Consider the following 15,747-nt stretch of genomic DNA (forward strand, 5'->3'; position numbering starts at 1 on the left):
GTTCAGCCAACATTTTATTGTAGACGAAACGAACGCAACCGAAGGTTTTCGCAAGAAATTGCTCTTGTTCTTGTGTTGGGTACAGACGGAACTTATATGCTTTGTTTGCCATATCGAATCACCTCACTTCAATGGGCGCACCACCCGTTGTGAGTAAGCAAAAGCTTCTCAACATCGTGCTTCCATTCTACTAAGGAAATATTGTAATTTTCACCCAGTCTAACAAACATATCTTTTGCATAGTCAGATATGGTATCATCAATCACTTGTCTGCGATATTTTACGACCAGAACAAGATGATAATATAGGAGGAACACAGAATGGTTATTACTGTCTAATTTCATTGATATATCAGCCTTTCATTTATATAAGACTAATTATATCATAGCAAAAAAAGACAACTTTAGGCTACGCCTAACCGAAATTCATCTCCCACTTTCACTGGTGCTGGCACACCTTCACGTTTAGAAGTGGGAGACTTCTTTCGGAGGGAAATTAAAAAAGGGACAACTTTAACGTTTCTTTTGTAGTTGACTTTATGGCTTGATGGTGACTTGCTGTTTTTCATCATCCCAATCTACATAAGCCCCTAATTGTTCACTGATAAACCGAATGGGAACATAACTCCTTCCATCTTTTGTAATTGCTCCTTGGTCTAATAATAAGGTTTTTCCATTCACTTTAACCTGCAAGGTATTGATTGGCAATTCAATGGTAAGATTGCCCTTTTGATAAAAAACTGTTTTTGTTTGCTCATTCCAATCTACTTTTGCCCCCAAACTATTGCCTAAAACCTTAAACGGGACCATGGTTCGGTTATTTTGAACATAGGGAATGGCATCTATCGGATATTGAGCATTATCGACTTGAACAAAGCGTTCTCCTAGTCGAAAATGAATTTCCTCCATCTGATCTGAAAATGGGGGATAATTTACTTGTTGATGAAGGGTATCCTTTCCTTTTCCAGCAATCTTTTCTGTTTGAAACGTCCAAGTTTGGTCATAGGACTTTACTAACTGATTTTGCTTGACTTCCAATATGACACTCACCTTATATTTTTTATCTAATGCCAAAGGTGATTTTGGAATGAGAATCACTTCATTTTGTAAATGTTCATCATTACCTCCTGTGTTTTTTGGCGAATTCACATAGATAGGGACCTCATGATTTTCCTCATCCAATATTATTGCTGACTTTAACCTTACGTTTTCGACTTGACTGCCATATACCCCTATCATAATTGGATAACCTACTTTTTTCGGAGCATTAGAATAAAAGCGCAACGGATTAGGGGTTTCATAATTATTCCATGCAATGGGTACATCCTTTTGGTTTTGTCCTGGATAAGCGACCCAAGTTAAACTTGACTTAATTTGACCACCAAAATTTATCACATGAAAGTAACCCGCTTTTCCATAACCGTAGTATTGGTAAGATGGATTAAGAAATGGAATACGATGGTAAGGGGCATCAAAAAGCCCATCAATCGCCTCTTGAATCGATGGATTACTTTGATAACTTATATCTTCAGACGTATCTCCATAAAATCCGTAATAGGAAGCACGATCTGCAACTGTCTCACCAAAGAATCCAGAAGTACCTTCCTTTTGATAGTGGCCAAAAACATTTAGTCTGTCCTGATATTCAGCATGCTTTTGTGCAGCCATATTTAGTGAACGATCCCATTCATATAAGGGAATCCCTAGAATATAACGATAATCATTAGCCAAATTGATCGCAGATAATTGTTCTTGGTTTGGCAAAGGTAAAGAACTTAAGCTTACTTTTGAAACGGTGAAGGTCCATGTTTTTTCGATTGTGTTAGCCCAACCTTTTAAATGAATGGTTGCCTTTACTGTGTTACTCCCTGTTAATGGTTTTGACGGCTTGGCATAAAAGGTGTGACGTTCTTCATCATAAGTTACTGGAATCGCTGCTCCATTTAGGGTGAACTCTACTTTTTCCAGCTGATTATCACCGAGAAAAATCGTCCAACCTATTTCTGGTTGGTTAATACCAATTGTTCCCTGAGGATATGGAGGATAGTAGGTAACTTGATCTGCTGCTTGAGTCAGGGGCGGGGTACTCATGACTACCAAGAGAAATATGATTTGTGCAAGAAAAATTGGAATCCATTTCTTATGTTTTTTCATCATTGCTAGTTCTCCTCTTCTGTATTTTTTATCCTATTATATTATACGAAACTTATTGCTATTAGTTTTGTCAAGCACTATACATAAAAAAAGGTTTGTATACCATCGCGCTCCGTCATCCGTGCCCTTCTATGAATAAAGATTACGGAAAGAAGGGCACTACTGAAGGTCACAGCTTATGGAATATACAAACCTTAAATGACAAATAGAAGAAAGTTATACTTTCTTACCGTCACGATATAAAGCTAAAACAAGGATATCGTCAAGGCAGCGGCTAATACGATATAACGTAGGATAAAGCCACCGATGAGTACAAAGCCTTCTGTGATTAAAGCCGGTAATAAGCTAGGTCCTGTTAACGATGATGCTGCAGAAACTTGTAAGTTTTGAGGCTTTGTTGAAGCATGGAAGTGGAATAGTTCAACTCCTTCGATCACCATTGGAACCAATAATCCAATGGTGATAATCCCTAACCAAAACATAAGAGCATACTCTCCAACGATTAAAGCCTGAACAGATTGATAAGCGGCTTCATTAGCTGCACTTGTTACATAAAGCATGAAGAAGATTAGAATCAACTCCAAACCCATCAAAGAAAAGTGAGTTTTCTTTAACCATTGCATGTTGTAGCATGCTTTACGATCAGCTAATGTCGCAAACAACACGGTAGCAGCGATTCCCGTTGAGAATGCGGAAACCATAAATAAAACAGGTAAAACAGAAGTATTCCACAATGGAACCGCTTTAACTACACCAATCAGTAATCCTGTATAACCGGCTGTTCCAATCGCAAATAAAACGCCAAGTCGTTCAATCCAAACATTCACTTGTTTCTTCAAATAGACCATCAAAGCTTGATAAGCTGTAATCAGCAAAAAGACTGAAATGATATAGGTACCATTGGTCATCATCGAATTAGGAAAATTAACTAGTAGATAGATAAATCTCAATGGATGATGTAAACCTGCTTCGGCATCAAAAACAAGCAACAATAGTCCTATCGCTAATAGAATTGGCGCAAGAATATATCCTGTCTTTTGAATCGTTGTAGCAAAAGGAAACTTCCTACTCACGATATGAGAGGTAAGATAAGCGCCCGCACTTACCCCTGCTAAGAATAGGTACCATGCAATCATCATTCCCCAAACCATATGGATCACCTCACATAATAGATTTTTGGTTTTGTTCCTAAATCTTCTCTTAATGGTTTTGCTTTTCTTGCAATAATTTCTTTTGAGATTTCACTATTAGGATCATCAAGATCGCCAAAGATTCTCGCATTTCCAACACAGGTGTTGACGCAAATCGGTTGATTGCCTGCTGCCACTTCTTCTGCACAGAAACGACACTTCTCCACTACACCTGTTTCATGATTGGGGACTCTTGCTTGATAAGGGCAGGAAACGACACAATATTTACAACCAATACATTTATTCTCATCGACTAATACGATGCCATCTTTGGTTTGATAAGTTGCTCCTGTAGGACAATTATGCATACATGGCGGATTTTCACAATGCTGGCATTGAACAGGAACAGCATAGAAAGAGACGTTAGGATAGACCCCTTCCTCTTGTTCATAAAACTTGATGAATGCTTCTTCTGGTGGTAATCCGTTTTGCATTTGGCAGGCCACTCGGCAACCAAAACACTCGACGCATTTTGTTGTATCAATTAACATTCCATAGCGAGTCATTTAGATTCCCACCTTTCTAATTTTTACGATGACTTCATGGATCATTGATGTGCCTCCAATGGGATCCACTTGATAGGGAACATGGTCCATATAACTAAATCCAACGCCTTTTGCCAAATGAAGTCCATCAGAGAAGTTACCATATGGTGACGGGACAAAAACACATTCTGGATGAATTCGTTCTGTAAGTTTTACTTTTACTTGACTCTTTGCATTGGCAGATTCAACTTCAACCAAATCTCCATCCTTTAATCCCATTTCTATACCGCGTTTTTTGTTGATCCATAACCGTTCTGAGTTATAATCCTTGGTTATTTGCAGCAAATAGGGTAGGTTTGTTGTATAAGAATGTGTATGGTAACTTTGTTTCCCTGTTATCAGGCGGAATGAATCTTGGTCTGGTTTTACTTTTGGCTCCATCCATTTCACAACAGGTGAAAAACCGGCTTTTGCGTAGTTCTCACTTACGAATTCAACTTTACCTGATGGGGTTTTCAATTTGGGAACAACGCCAAGTTCAACTGGATCATCGATTACAATGGTTCCCTTCTTCTTTAATTCAGATAAAGTAATACCTAGTGGAGCAATCATCGCCTGGTTTAATTCATCAACGGTAAAGTTAAAATAGTGACCGAGTCCCATTGCTTTCGCAATCTCTGTGAAAATTTGATCAGCTGGAACAGTATTGGGATGAACAACGTCTATGGTTTTTTGTCTTAAACAAACAGCTGGTTTACCACCAGGCAATGCTTCAATCACATCGTCTCGCTCTAAATAGCTTGGTTCTGGTAACACATAATCTGCAACCATCGCTGTTTCTGACATTTGCACGTCAATCACAACACTTAATTCAAGCGCTCTTAGTCCTTCGATCATATAGTTAGGATCGGAATATCCCCGAACAGGATTGGTTTGAATAATGATAGCTGCTTTCACAATCCCTGCTTTTGCTTTTTGAGGAATTACGCTTGCCACACCAGCATGTGGGTTGACTAATGGAAATTCTGCATCTACCCTTGGCAGAGTAGAAGGTGATGGTGTAGGATGTATGGTAGGATCTAATTTTCCAAGTTTCGGACCTTTTCCAAAGATATAGCCACCTTTTTGTTGAATGTTTCCTAATAATGCATTGAATAACGCAACAGCACGCCCTGTTTCAGCACTATTAGCATAAGTACAACCAAAACCACCACGCCAAGATTGTTCAATCATTACTTTTGGCTTAGCTTTTGCCATATCTCTTGCAATACGAGAAATCGTATCTTTGGAAATCCCCGTCACTTTTTCTGCCCATTCTGGCGTATACTCTTGGATTGTTTTTGCATATTCTTCAAAGCCAACAGCATAATTAGCAATAAACTCTTTGTCATAAAGCTCTTCTGTCACCAATACATTTGACATAGCTAAAACAAGAGCTAAGTCCGTTCCTGGACGTATCGATAACCATTCATCAGCTAGAGGAGCCGTATTGTTTAAGCGTGGGTCAACAATCACAACATAAGCGCCATTATCTTTTGCCGCTCCCAGTGCCTGCACAGAGGCTGGTCTTACCCCATCACCATAACTTCGTCCAATAAACATAATGTATTTAGAATTGGCCACATCTCCACCCGGAACTCCACCAATGGTATGAGTAAATCCTGTATCTCTAGCATTAGAGCATACGACAAGATGGTTAAAATAGTTTGGCGATCCGATCGCATCTAAGAAACGAGGACCATAAAATTTCCCGGTTGGTCTTGGGTCTTCTACAAAAACAACAGAACCTGGGTCTTTCGCTACAATCTCTTTCAACTTTTGACCAATCTCTTGATAAGCTTGCTCCCAAGAAATTGGTTCAAATGTGCCATCTTCTTTTCTTTTAAGAGGTTCTTTGATTCGATCAGGTGAGTAAGCTATTGTTGCAATACCATGACCCCTAGCACAAATCTTCCCTTTACTAAAAGGATGATCAGGGTGACCTGCAACCTTCCATAGCCTACCATTTTTTGAATATACCAAGATTCCGCATTTACTTGAGCATGCATTACAAAAGGATGGTGTGATCGTTATATTTTCTTTTTCATTTGCATAAAGGGTTTGCCAGCTTTGAAATTCAATAGCCCCCAATGAGGCTAAGGCTGTTGTCGCAGCAGAGGCTTTTAAGAATGTTCTCCGCGATACTTGTAACATAAGTTCCCCTCCTTGTGTTTTGAAGATTTAGATAAGTTGTGAAGATTTTTTGAAAATGATGAAGAATTCTTGAAAATTTGTGAAGAATTGAACATAAAATTGTAAAAAAAATAAAATCCCACTCCCCTTCTATTCTTTATTTATAGAAAAATCATGTATGAAATTATGAATTGCTCACTTTAATTGTATGTTTAAATCCCTTATTAGTGGAAATTAAACATTTTAATACCCCCTATAACAAATACTTAGAATATGTTAAAATAATATTAAATTCTGACTTATTAGAATATCTTGTCTAGCTTTTATGTTAAAAATGGGGGTATTCTATGCAAATATCTAATCTGGAAGTATTCCTACTGGTTGCCCAATTGAAGAGCTTATCAAAAGCTTCAAAATTGTTACATCTTTCACAACCAGCAGTTAGTAACAAAATTCATTTGTTGGAAGAAGAACTTAATACCTCTTTATTTGAGCGTTCTCCTTATGGTGTTTCATTGACAGAAGAAGGTCAAACCGTTTTTCAATATGCACAAGAAATCCTTCATACCTACCATCAATTGGTCGAAACGATTCATCCTACTAAACAACCCAATAAGGAAAAACTGATGATTGGTACAGAATCAATGATTGGCAGCTATTTCCTTCCTTGTAAAATATGGAGCTTTATGGATAAGTATCCCATGGTCGAAATGAAAATTATCACCTACGATCGTGCCAATCTATTTAAAGAACTTGAGGAGCATTCCATTGATGTTGCACTTGTTGAAGGTGCTATTCCTTCAGAATCTCCTTTTCATTCCCAGATCATTTCTACCGAACCAGTTTATTTAGCCGTTCCTAACCAAAAAAAATGGCAAAACATTGACGTTTTACCATTACATGAGCTATATGAAATTGAAATGATCTTACCTGATGAAAATACAGGTTTCCGACAAACTGTTGAAAAGGCACTTATCCAACAAGGAATTCAAATGAATAAACTACATATTATCGCCGAAACGAATAATGTAGGGACGATGAAATCATTAGTTGAATCAGGAAAGGGAGTTTCCTTTATGTGTGATACCCTAAAAAATATGAGCCATTCCTTGGAACATATCAAATTACTTAAGGTTGAATCATTAAATATTAAAATTGACTATTATCTAGTTTACTCCTCTGAAAATACAAATCCAGTCTTAAAACCCTTTATAGAAGAATTATTTTTATGAAATGATAGACTTAGGCAAGTAAGATATCTACTACGAATTAGCTAATGATTTTATCTTTTTATTCAATGCCCATTGCGCCCAGATTCCATTAAGCAATAACAAAAGCGCAGTTACAAAAAAGACTCCATTTAACCCTATATACCCCGCTAGAAAACCGCCTGAAATTGGTCCAATCATATTCCCAAGAAAAGTTGCACTATTGCTATATCCAAAGGCAGTACTTTCCATCCCTTTTGGTGCGAAACGATGGGTTAACGAATTGACAGATGGTAGTAAACCACCTATTGTTAGCCCAAGTAAGAACCTCCAAATAATTAATTGCCAAATATTTGTAGAAAATCCTTGAGGAATGAAAAGTAGAGCTGCACCGATAATAGAATAAATCAGAACCTTCTGGTGCCCGATCTTATCACCTAACACCCCTAATCTTGGGGCAGCTATCATCTCAGCAAAACCAGCCGTAGCAGCAACCAATCCTGCGAAAAACGAGACTTTTCCACCAGGTGGTTCTAATTTCTGAACAAACAGCGATAAGATTGGATTCACATTTAGTACCGCAAACTGAATCATAAAGGCAACTACAAATAGTTGAATCAATGGTTGGGTTGCTACAATTAACTTGAAATCACTAACAAAACTACCTGTCTCTTGTTTTTCTCTTGGAGTAAATTCCTCTTTAACCAAAAACATGACAATAAATGTTGCGATTAAAATAAACAAGCCAGTATAAAAGAAAACATGCCGATAACCAATATAATCAGCCAAAATCCCACCTAAAAATGGACCTATAATCGAACCAGCAACAGCTCCAGAACGCAATGTTCCCATAGCATATCCTACTTTTTCCTTAGGAGAATTCGTGGCAACTAAGGCGATTGCAGCAGGGTTAAATCCTGCAATTACTCCATTTAGTAAACGTAAAAATAACAAATGATAGACATTTGTAGCTAACCCCATGAGAGAAATAACAATAGCCATTCCAAATCCTGAACGAAGAATCATAATTTTACGCCCATATTTATCAGCTAATCTTCCCCATAACGGTGAAAAAAGAAATGCAGTTAAAAAATTGGCCCCAAATATCAACCCTGCCCATAATGCTACTTGACTTTCGGATTCAATCCCCATTTCTTGATGAATAAACAACGGTAAGAACGGCATAATGGAGCTCATTGCTGCCATCAATAAAAAAACCGCCCCCCAAAGGATATATAAATTTCTCCGCCATAACTCCATATGTTGTCCCTTCTCTCTCTGAATCTAATCTTCTTTATTATATATTTCGTAAAACGAAATTTAAAGACAGTGAAATGGTTTTTTAAGAAAAAAAATATCTTATTCCCTTTTATCCTAAAAAAAGGAAACAAGATATCATCTCGTCTTTTAATCTAATTTTTCATTATTCTATTACCGTTTTGGAGGAGTAATCCGTTTTAATCTCAGTTCGATACGAACGTTCTACCTTTTTCACAAACGATAATTTTTGCAAATATGCCATTGTTTTATCCATGTCTTTTTCATTCACATATAAAATACAATAGTTCATTCTTTTAGAAATAAAATGGATATGTCCAATTCTTTCTAGATTCCTTGCTGCTTTAAAATCATTTATCCATACAATGAGTCCAACTCTTTTTGGAAACATGTCATCGTCTCCTTTGAAAACGTATAACAAAACTTAAAGACATACTACCATTTCTTTAACATTGATGCAAGAATTAAAAAAAGTTAAATCGCACAGACATTACTTAATCCACAAGAACTGCAGCTTCCAGTACTACAAGAACCACCTAACAATGCATCACCATTTCTAGGTACTTTGATCGATTTTGAAATAGAATGAGCAATCGTTCGAGATATGAGGTAAAACATTTGATCTAGGTTCTCTTCAGCTTTTTTAAACTGCTTTACTGTTTCAAGTTGATCAAGCTCAGTTAATACCTGATCGATTCTTTGTTTTACTTCATGGTAACTTGGATGAAAGCGGCCAAAGCGTTGAACCTCTGCAAAGCTTTCTTTTTCTTCTTGAAGTTTTTTCTTCAGCGCAATCACTTCTGGATCTTTTTCTAATGCTTGTTTATATTGAAGATACTCCATCACTTCTTTTGACCGATTAATCATATCTGCCAAATCATAAGTTTGGAGAATCACATCGGTATCTAAATTCATATCAATCCCTCCATCCTTATTATAACATGAGATGATGGTTTGCACTATGAAAGGATGACTAACTATATATGGAATGGAAAGGAGGGAAATACATTTTCGATTCGATAATCCTTGTTTCTTAACACTTCAAAAGGAGTCTCCTCTTCTTCTTCTATCTCTTGACCCATTAATACCCTATCCTCAGTCCATATCTGTTTATTTGGATTAAATCCAGCCTGTTGAAGGTTCTGTAAAAGAAAGTCAAATCGTTCTCTTTTGATGATTAAATGGGTTGGCGAAATCTCGCCAATGATCCATTCTTTAAAACGTTGTAGCGACTTTAAAGTATTTGCGATTTCTTCAGATTGGCATACCATGATTCGAACGTCTAAAAATGAAATGGTTCCATAATTTTTGCCCCAATCAAGGAGGGTTTGTTTCAAATGGTCCCCAATCGGGATCATACTCAACCTTTCCAAGAAAGCTAAAATGTCTTCAATTGACTTTTGTTTTTCTAATCCTTTTAAAATCGAATCTTTTGTTAAACGATAGCGGTTCATTTGGTCTATTTGTTCCAAAACAGCAAATTGCTCTAATTGAGCTCTTAATCGATAAGGAAAATTTTTGGGCACTAAAAGTTCATAATTGGGTTGAACATAGATTTGAGCTAATTCCTCTTTTTCTTTAGGAAGCCATTTAAATAGCCAGTTTCCATCTGTATCTTTTCCTAATTCAATCCAACCAAAAGCATATAATGGTTTTAATATTTCTTGTTCTGCTCGAACAGCAAACTCCTCACTTACAGGTCGGTTTAAACGTTTAGCTAACCTATGAAAAATCGACGTGAAAGAATACCAGCGTCCTTCTGGAAAATGAAAAAGTATAAAAAATAAATGCTGTAGAAAGATATCGCTTGATTTAAACTGTATCCGAATCAGTTGTTCCAACAATCCTCTTCTTTCCCCTTGAGTCAATGTAAACCATTTTTCTATTTTATCTGTCCCAACTAATTGATCTGTTTTTTCGATCAAATCCATCGTTTCTACAATTACTAATAAAAGCTGTAAAAAAACAGGGTATTCATAGAGATGATCTCGATTCATTGGAAATTTGCTTAACAAAGTTTCATCCATCCCAAAGTGTTCTGACAGCTTGGCCAAATGGCGTTTATGTACTGTTCCTCTTTGCGTGAGTGGAACCGATTCTGTTTGGATATAAGTTAAAAATTGAAAAAGATCTTCTTCCAAATCTCCTTTTGGACTTGGCTCTAAAGTATAAGGGGTTTGCTCTTCGGATTGTTGATTAAAGTTTTGAAAAAATAAAAATCGGTGCCATTGCAAAAAAAGCTGTTCGGGGATCGTATAGGCCACTTCTCCCCAGGATTTTCTTATGGTGTATAGAATTCCTTTTCTACGTAATTTGATTAATCCATATTCGAACTCATTCCTATTTAATGTTCCTCTTAATTTATCTAATTTTCGATAAGGAAAGATTTGGTTAGGAATCTGAACGATAAAATAGCTTAAGACCTCTTTTTCTAAATTCGTCATTTTTTCAAAGATTTCTCTTAATGCATCAGAATTTGAAAAAAGCTCAATCAATTGTTCGACCATTTGATTAGGTTGATTGCTATTAACTTTGATTTGATGTTCTTCAATGATTTTTTTTAATGTGGAAGGTGACAATTGTTCAAGATAAGATCTTAGCTGCATAAAATCTTCCCCCTCACTTATAGCAAATCATGCTCTTCAATTTTATATTGATACCCCTGTTCAATTAAAAAGAGTTGCCGTTTCATCGCATATTCCTGATCGATGGTTTGATCGCTAACCAATGTATAGAAATAGGCTTGATTCCCTTCCTGTTTTGGTCTTAAGATTCTACCTAGACGTTGAGCCTCTTCTTGCCTTGAACCAAAGGTACCTGAGACTTGAATCGCAACTTTTGCATCAGGAAGATCAATAGCAAAATTTGCTACCTTAGAAACGACTAAAATTTTGATCTCTCCATTTTTAAAACGCTGATAGATGACTTCCCGTTCATCCTGCTTAACTTTACCCGTAATAAAAGGAACCTGTAATTCTCTAGCAATATTCTCTAATTGATCAAGATATTGTCCGATGATGAGAATGGAATCGCCTTGATGTTTGTTTAAAATTTTCTTTAACCCTTCTATTTTTAAAGGATTAGTGGAAGCAATCCGATACCTTTGTCTTTTTGGTGCTATAAGATATTCTTCTTTCCATTCCTTGGACAAGGGTAAACGAATCTCTGTACAAAGGGCTTCTGCGATCCATCCTTCGTTTTCCATTTGTAACCATGGAACATCATATTTCTTAGGGCCTATGAGAGAAAAGACTTCCTCTTCCTTCTGATCTTCTCGAACCAGTGTAGCTGTCAACCCTACTCTTCTTTTGGCCTGAATATTTGCGGTAAACCGAAAAACAGGAGCAGGTAAGAGATGTACCTCATCGTAAATAATCAAACCCCAATTTCTTTGTTGAAATAACCCCATATGTGTAAATTCACTCTGACCTGAGGAACGGTGCGTTAGGATTTGATAAGTGGCCACTGTAACCGGCTTTACTTCCTTTAGATTCCCACTATACTCCCCCACTTGTTCTTCCGTAAGACTTGTTTTATCTAAAATCTCACGTATCCATTGCCGAACCGAAGTGGTATTTGTCGTCAAAATTAAGGTTTCACTTTTAATTTCGGCCATGATTCCTATACCAATAATGGTTTTCCCTGAACCACAGGGTAATACTAAAACCCCACTGCCTCCATAAATCGATCCACTTGCATAAAACGAATCAATCGCCTGCTTCTGATAATCTCGTAATTGAAATGGTCTTCCTGACAGCGTCTGTGGTAATAAAGCGATAGGCAAATGCTCTCCTTGCTGATATCCCGCTAAATCCTGAACGGGATAACCTAATTTGATCAGCTCTTGCTTCAATACACCTCTAGCAGACTCATCTATCACAACAGTAAAATGATCGATTTCCTCTAAAAAGTAGTTTTTTAAAGAACGGTAAGCCATGATTTCCTTTAAAATTTCAGGATCTTTCGTCTTGCATACCAATCTCCCATTTATTTTTTCAAAAGAGAGCAATCCAAAACGGCTGATATATTCTCGTATCTCCGTTTCGATGTGGGAAGGAACCTGGAATTTGCTATATTGATGTAAACTTTCTAAGATTTGCTCAGCTGTAATGCCACTTGCCGCTGCATTCCATAAAGATAGCGGCGTCATCCGATAAGTATGAATGTATTCCGGACTTTTCACGAGTTCGGCAAACAGTGTAATTTTTTCCCTGACTTGATCATACATCGGATTTTGAACTTCTACAAACATCGAACGATCACTTTGGATAATGAGTGGTCTTTCAGGATGGATGCTCAATTTTTCCACCTCGCTTTAACACCTATTCTTTTAGCTTGAATCAAAAGGACATATTCTATGTATCACACCAATCTTTCTCCCACTGCATATGGTATGAGTAAGGCGATTGCCTAGTAAGGAGGGTAATTATGGAAATACAATTATTAGCGATTCATTGGGTCTATCTCCTCTTTATCCTATTGATCATCGGTGTGATGATTATGAAAAAGGATACGACGTTAGTCAGTATCTTAGGCATTTTTATCATCGGATTGCTTGTTACAAAATCCTTGCCTGATTCAGTTCAATCCGTATTTAATGGTTTGATTTTTGCGATCAAAGAACTACTAAGTACCATCTTAATTATTAGTATAATTGTAGCGATGAGTAAAGTCCTAACTACTTCGGGTATCAATGAATTGATGATTCGCCCTGTTACCCATTTAATTAAAACACCATCGATCGCTTATTGGGTGATTGGTATTGTGATGATGATCATCTCTTGGTTTTTTTGGCCTTCCCCTGCTGTTGCTCTCATTGGTGCAGTTTTACTTCCAGTAGCCATAAGAGTGGGGTTGCCTGCATTAGGTGTTGCCATGGCGATGAACCTGTTTGGTCATGGGATCTCTTTATCGGGTGATTTTATTATTCAAGGCGCCCCAGCCATTACGGCAGGAGCAGCAGGAATTCCTGTAGGAGAAGTTGTTTCAGCTAGTGTCCCTCTAGTCATTGTGATGGGACTTGTAACAACTGTAACTGCTTTCTATTTTTTAAGAAGAGATTTAAAAAAAGGGACTTTACATGTACACTCCTCACAGCTCGTTGAATTAGAAGAACCTAAGAAAACAATTGAATTATCGCCAAAAATTCGTAGATTGAAAAAAACCTTTGCCATTTTAATCCCCATTCTTTTTTTACTTGATGTGATCGGTATGTTTATGCTTGACCTTACTGGTGGTGATGCGACAGCCTTAGTTGGAGGAACAGCGATTACGATCTTGATCGTGACAAGTCTACTCTTTCATAAAAAGGAACGAATGTCAAAAATAACGGAGTACTTAGTTGAGGGTTTTCAATTTGGTTTTAAAGTCTTTGGACCTGTTATCCCTATCGCCGCATTCTTCTATCTAGGAGACTCCGGGATTCTTAGTATTTTGGGAGAACATGCTCTGCCTGAAGGTTCACAAGGGATTGTAAACGATTTAGGAGTGGCACTTGCTAGTGTAGTCCCATTAACAAAAGAGATTGCGGCGATTACTTTAACTATTGTTGGATCGATCACGGGATTAGACGGATCTGGTTTTTCCGGAATTTCCTTGGCTGGATCAGTTGCCCATTTGTTTGGCTCTGCTGTTGACGTAAGTACTGCTACTTTAACTGCTCTTGGTCAAATTGCTGGGATCTGGGTTGGTGGTGGAACGCTGATACCATGGGCTTTAATCCCTGCAGCCGCCATTACTGGGGTTGACCCCTTCGAATTAGCACGACGAAACCTAGTTCCAGTCGTAATTGGTTTAGTGGTCACCACTATTTTTGCTATGTTTTTATTGTGATCAGAAAAACCTCACACCATTTTATGGTAATGATACCACAATAGGTGTGAGGTTTATCTTTTTAAGAATTTGAATAACAAGTAAATAACGAATAGAACAACAGCCAATGATGTCAACGCTGACGCCATTGTCAGTGAGAAATTTACCGTCAAAGAGCGTGAGCGTTGACACTATGTGAGCATTATAGACAACGCCTTCTAATTAGATCTTGTTTTAAGAATTACGGTAATACAATATTTAATTCTTTATTCAAAAAGACTTGCCCTTTATATTTGTTATATGCTTTTTCTTTTATTTCATCTCTAGCTTTTTCTTTAGTTTTATTAATATATTCAGATTTCTGCATTTCCAAATTAATATAGTCACTAATCATTTTATTCTTCTTATAAGTTTCAATCCAGTAAACATTCCAATACTCATCAAAAGTTAAACCAAGTTCTTGTATTTTTGCTTCCTGTATTTTTTTAATATCATCTGATACTTTTTGGTAATTTGCTAATTGTTCTTCTTTTGCTAAATTCGCTTCTTTGTCATTTGGAGGAGTAATGCCAACATTTTTAGCTTCTAAATATAGAAATTCATTTAATAATTTATTTTTTATTATTTGCCCTTCAGAAATTGTATAATTTGGATTACCATTTAGTTCTCTATTAACTTTCTCAAATTCATTTTTAATATTAATAACATCTTCTTTCGTTATTTTAAAATCATTAAATTGGGCTACAATAGTACTATCATTTATTTTATTATCTTTAATTTCTTGGTAGATTTCCCATATTCCTTTATTAAAAGCATTTGTAGGAATTGCTAAACCTAAAACTGCTCCCAAAAAAACAAAACTGATAATAGTTATAATTATTGATTTCTTTTTCATTATTTTTCTACTCCTTTTTATTAGGTAGTCCAATCACCAGAAACATCAACCACACCAGAATTCCATAAAATAGTTGAAGAAGAATCGCCTTTAAAGTAAACTCTACTTTCTACAGGTCGAGTTCTACCATAGAGAAATGTTAAGTTTTCTGTATCCTCAATTGCACGAACCCATCCATCATTAGGATCATACATAAATGTATGACTCCCTGGTGAACTACCCGCCACCTACGCTTCGCTTAGAGGTGGGGCTTCTAAGGTAATCGCACCTAACGGTACGAAATTTACTTAGCTATCGAGCCTGTTCCATGCTCTATTTATGATTATACTAACAGTCGCAATCCTTCACGCTTGATATTGATAGAAGCGTTCCAATCTCTATCTGCCACAAAACCACAATCACAATGGAATATGCGCTCAGAAAGAGATAGAGACTCCTTTACTTGACCGCAACATGAACAAGTTTTGGATGATGGAAACCACTTATCTATTTTGATAAGCTTTTTCCCCTGCTCCTCTAACTTGTATTGGAGAAAGGTGGTGAACATGCCCCAGC

15 protein-coding genes and 1 pseudogene are annotated in these 15,747 nt (G+C 36.9%); 2 read left to right on the plus strand and 14 right to left on the minus strand.

Going from position 1 to position 15,747, the window contains the following annotated elements; genetic code table 11:
• From TEPIDINF_RS06750 to TEPIDINF_RS06775, 6 genes and pseudogenes are all read right to left on the minus strand, one after another.
• Positions 1–112: helix-turn-helix domain-containing protein (locus tag TEPIDINF_RS06750; protein ID WP_421692152.1), on the minus strand; the 112-nt coding region annotated here is incomplete at its 3' end.
• Positions 113–167: 55 nt separating this feature from the next.
• Positions 168–344 (minus strand): annotated as a pseudogene (locus tag TEPIDINF_RS06755) (transposase); the annotation flags it as partial.
• A gap of 192 nt (positions 345–536) precedes the next feature.
• Positions 537–2,156 (minus strand): stalk domain-containing protein, encoded by a 1,620-nt coding sequence (locus TEPIDINF_RS06760; protein ID WP_421691599.1) that lies wholly within the window; start codon positions 2,154–2,156, stop codon positions 537–539.
• A gap of 242 nt (positions 2,157–2,398) precedes the next feature.
• Positions 2,399–3,304: an NrfD/PsrC family molybdoenzyme membrane anchor subunit gene (nrfD, locus tag TEPIDINF_RS06765; RefSeq protein ID WP_068725021.1), complete on the minus strand. Its 906-nt coding sequence runs from the start codon at positions 3,302–3,304 to the stop codon at positions 2,399–2,401.
• A gap of 5 nt (positions 3,305–3,309) precedes the next feature.
• A complete protein-coding gene (locus tag TEPIDINF_RS06770; protein WP_068725024.1) occupies positions 3,310–3,849 on the minus strand; it encodes a 4Fe-4S dicluster domain-containing protein in 540 nt (179 codons plus the stop codon).
• On the minus strand, positions 3,850–6,021 hold the full coding sequence (locus tag TEPIDINF_RS06775; protein WP_421691600.1) for a molybdopterin-containing oxidoreductase family protein: 2,172 nt from the start codon (positions 6,019–6,021) through the stop codon (positions 3,850–3,852).
• 326 nt (positions 6,022–6,347) lie between these two features.
• Here TEPIDINF_RS06775 and TEPIDINF_RS06780 point away from each other — a divergent pair, with 326 nt between their 5' ends.
• Positions 6,348–7,232 carry a LysR family transcriptional regulator gene (locus TEPIDINF_RS06780; RefSeq protein WP_068725029.1) on the plus strand — a complete coding sequence of 295 codons (885 nt, stop codon included), beginning with the start codon at positions 6,348–6,350 and terminating at the stop codon, positions 7,230–7,232.
• Positions 7,233–7,262: 30 nt separating this feature from the next.
• On the opposite strand, the gene TEPIDINF_RS06785 is transcribed toward TEPIDINF_RS06780, so the two are convergent.
• From TEPIDINF_RS06785 to TEPIDINF_RS06805, 5 genes are all read right to left on the minus strand, one after another.
• The gene (locus TEPIDINF_RS06785) at positions 7,263–8,468 is read right to left on the minus strand and encodes an MFS transporter (protein WP_068725031.1); all 1,206 of its coding nucleotides are present in this window, start codon (positions 8,466–8,468) and stop codon (positions 7,263–7,265) included.
• Positions 8,469–8,631: 163 nt separating this feature from the next.
• Positions 8,632–8,877 (minus strand): YlbG family protein, encoded by a 246-nt coding sequence (locus TEPIDINF_RS06790; protein ID WP_068725034.1) that lies wholly within the window; start codon positions 8,875–8,877, stop codon positions 8,632–8,634.
• An 83-nt stretch (positions 8,878–8,960) separates the two neighbouring features.
• Positions 8,961–9,401, minus strand: coding sequence for a YlbF/YmcA family competence regulator (locus TEPIDINF_RS06795; protein WP_068725036.1), 441 nt, complete (start codon positions 9,399–9,401; stop codon positions 8,961–8,963).
• A gap of 62 nt (positions 9,402–9,463) precedes the next feature.
• Entirely contained in the window at positions 9,464–11,092 is a 1,629-nt protein-coding gene (locus TEPIDINF_RS06800; protein ID WP_421691601.1) for a helicase-associated domain-containing protein, read from the minus strand.
• 17 nt (positions 11,093–11,109) lie between these two features.
• Positions 11,110–12,786, minus strand: a complete 1,677-nt coding sequence (locus tag TEPIDINF_RS06805) for a DNA repair helicase XPB (RefSeq protein WP_421691602.1) — start codon at positions 12,784–12,786, stop codon at positions 11,110–11,112.
• Between the two features lie 128 nt (positions 12,787–12,914).
• On the opposite strand from TEPIDINF_RS06805, the gene TEPIDINF_RS06810 reads away from it, so the two are divergent.
• Positions 12,915–14,318, plus strand: a complete 1,404-nt coding sequence (locus tag TEPIDINF_RS06810) for a hypothetical protein (RefSeq protein WP_421691603.1) — start codon at positions 12,915–12,917, stop codon at positions 14,316–14,318.
• A 220-nt stretch (positions 14,319–14,538) separates the two neighbouring features.
• On the opposite strand, the gene TEPIDINF_RS06815 is transcribed toward TEPIDINF_RS06810, so the two are convergent.
• The 3 genes from TEPIDINF_RS06815 to TEPIDINF_RS06825 all read right to left on the minus strand — a co-directional run.
• Positions 14,539–15,192: a hypothetical protein gene (locus TEPIDINF_RS06815; RefSeq protein WP_421691604.1), complete on the minus strand. Its 654-nt coding sequence runs from the start codon at positions 15,190–15,192 to the stop codon at positions 14,539–14,541.
• A 20-nt stretch (positions 15,193–15,212) separates the two neighbouring features.
• Positions 15,213–15,386: a hypothetical protein gene (locus TEPIDINF_RS06820; protein ID WP_161937310.1), complete on the minus strand. Its 174-nt coding sequence runs from the start codon at positions 15,384–15,386 to the stop codon at positions 15,213–15,215.
• A 128-nt stretch (positions 15,387–15,514) separates the two neighbouring features.
• A partial coding sequence (locus tag TEPIDINF_RS06825; RefSeq protein ID WP_421691605.1) for a zinc ribbon domain-containing protein occupies positions 15,515–15,747 on the minus strand: 233 nt, incomplete at its 5' end.

It is taken from the genome of Tepidibacillus infernus (genome assembly GCF_048898065.1).
GTDB classification, from domain to species: Bacteria; Bacillota; Bacilli; order Tepidibacillales; family Tepidibacillaceae; genus Tepidibacillus_B; species Tepidibacillus_B infernus.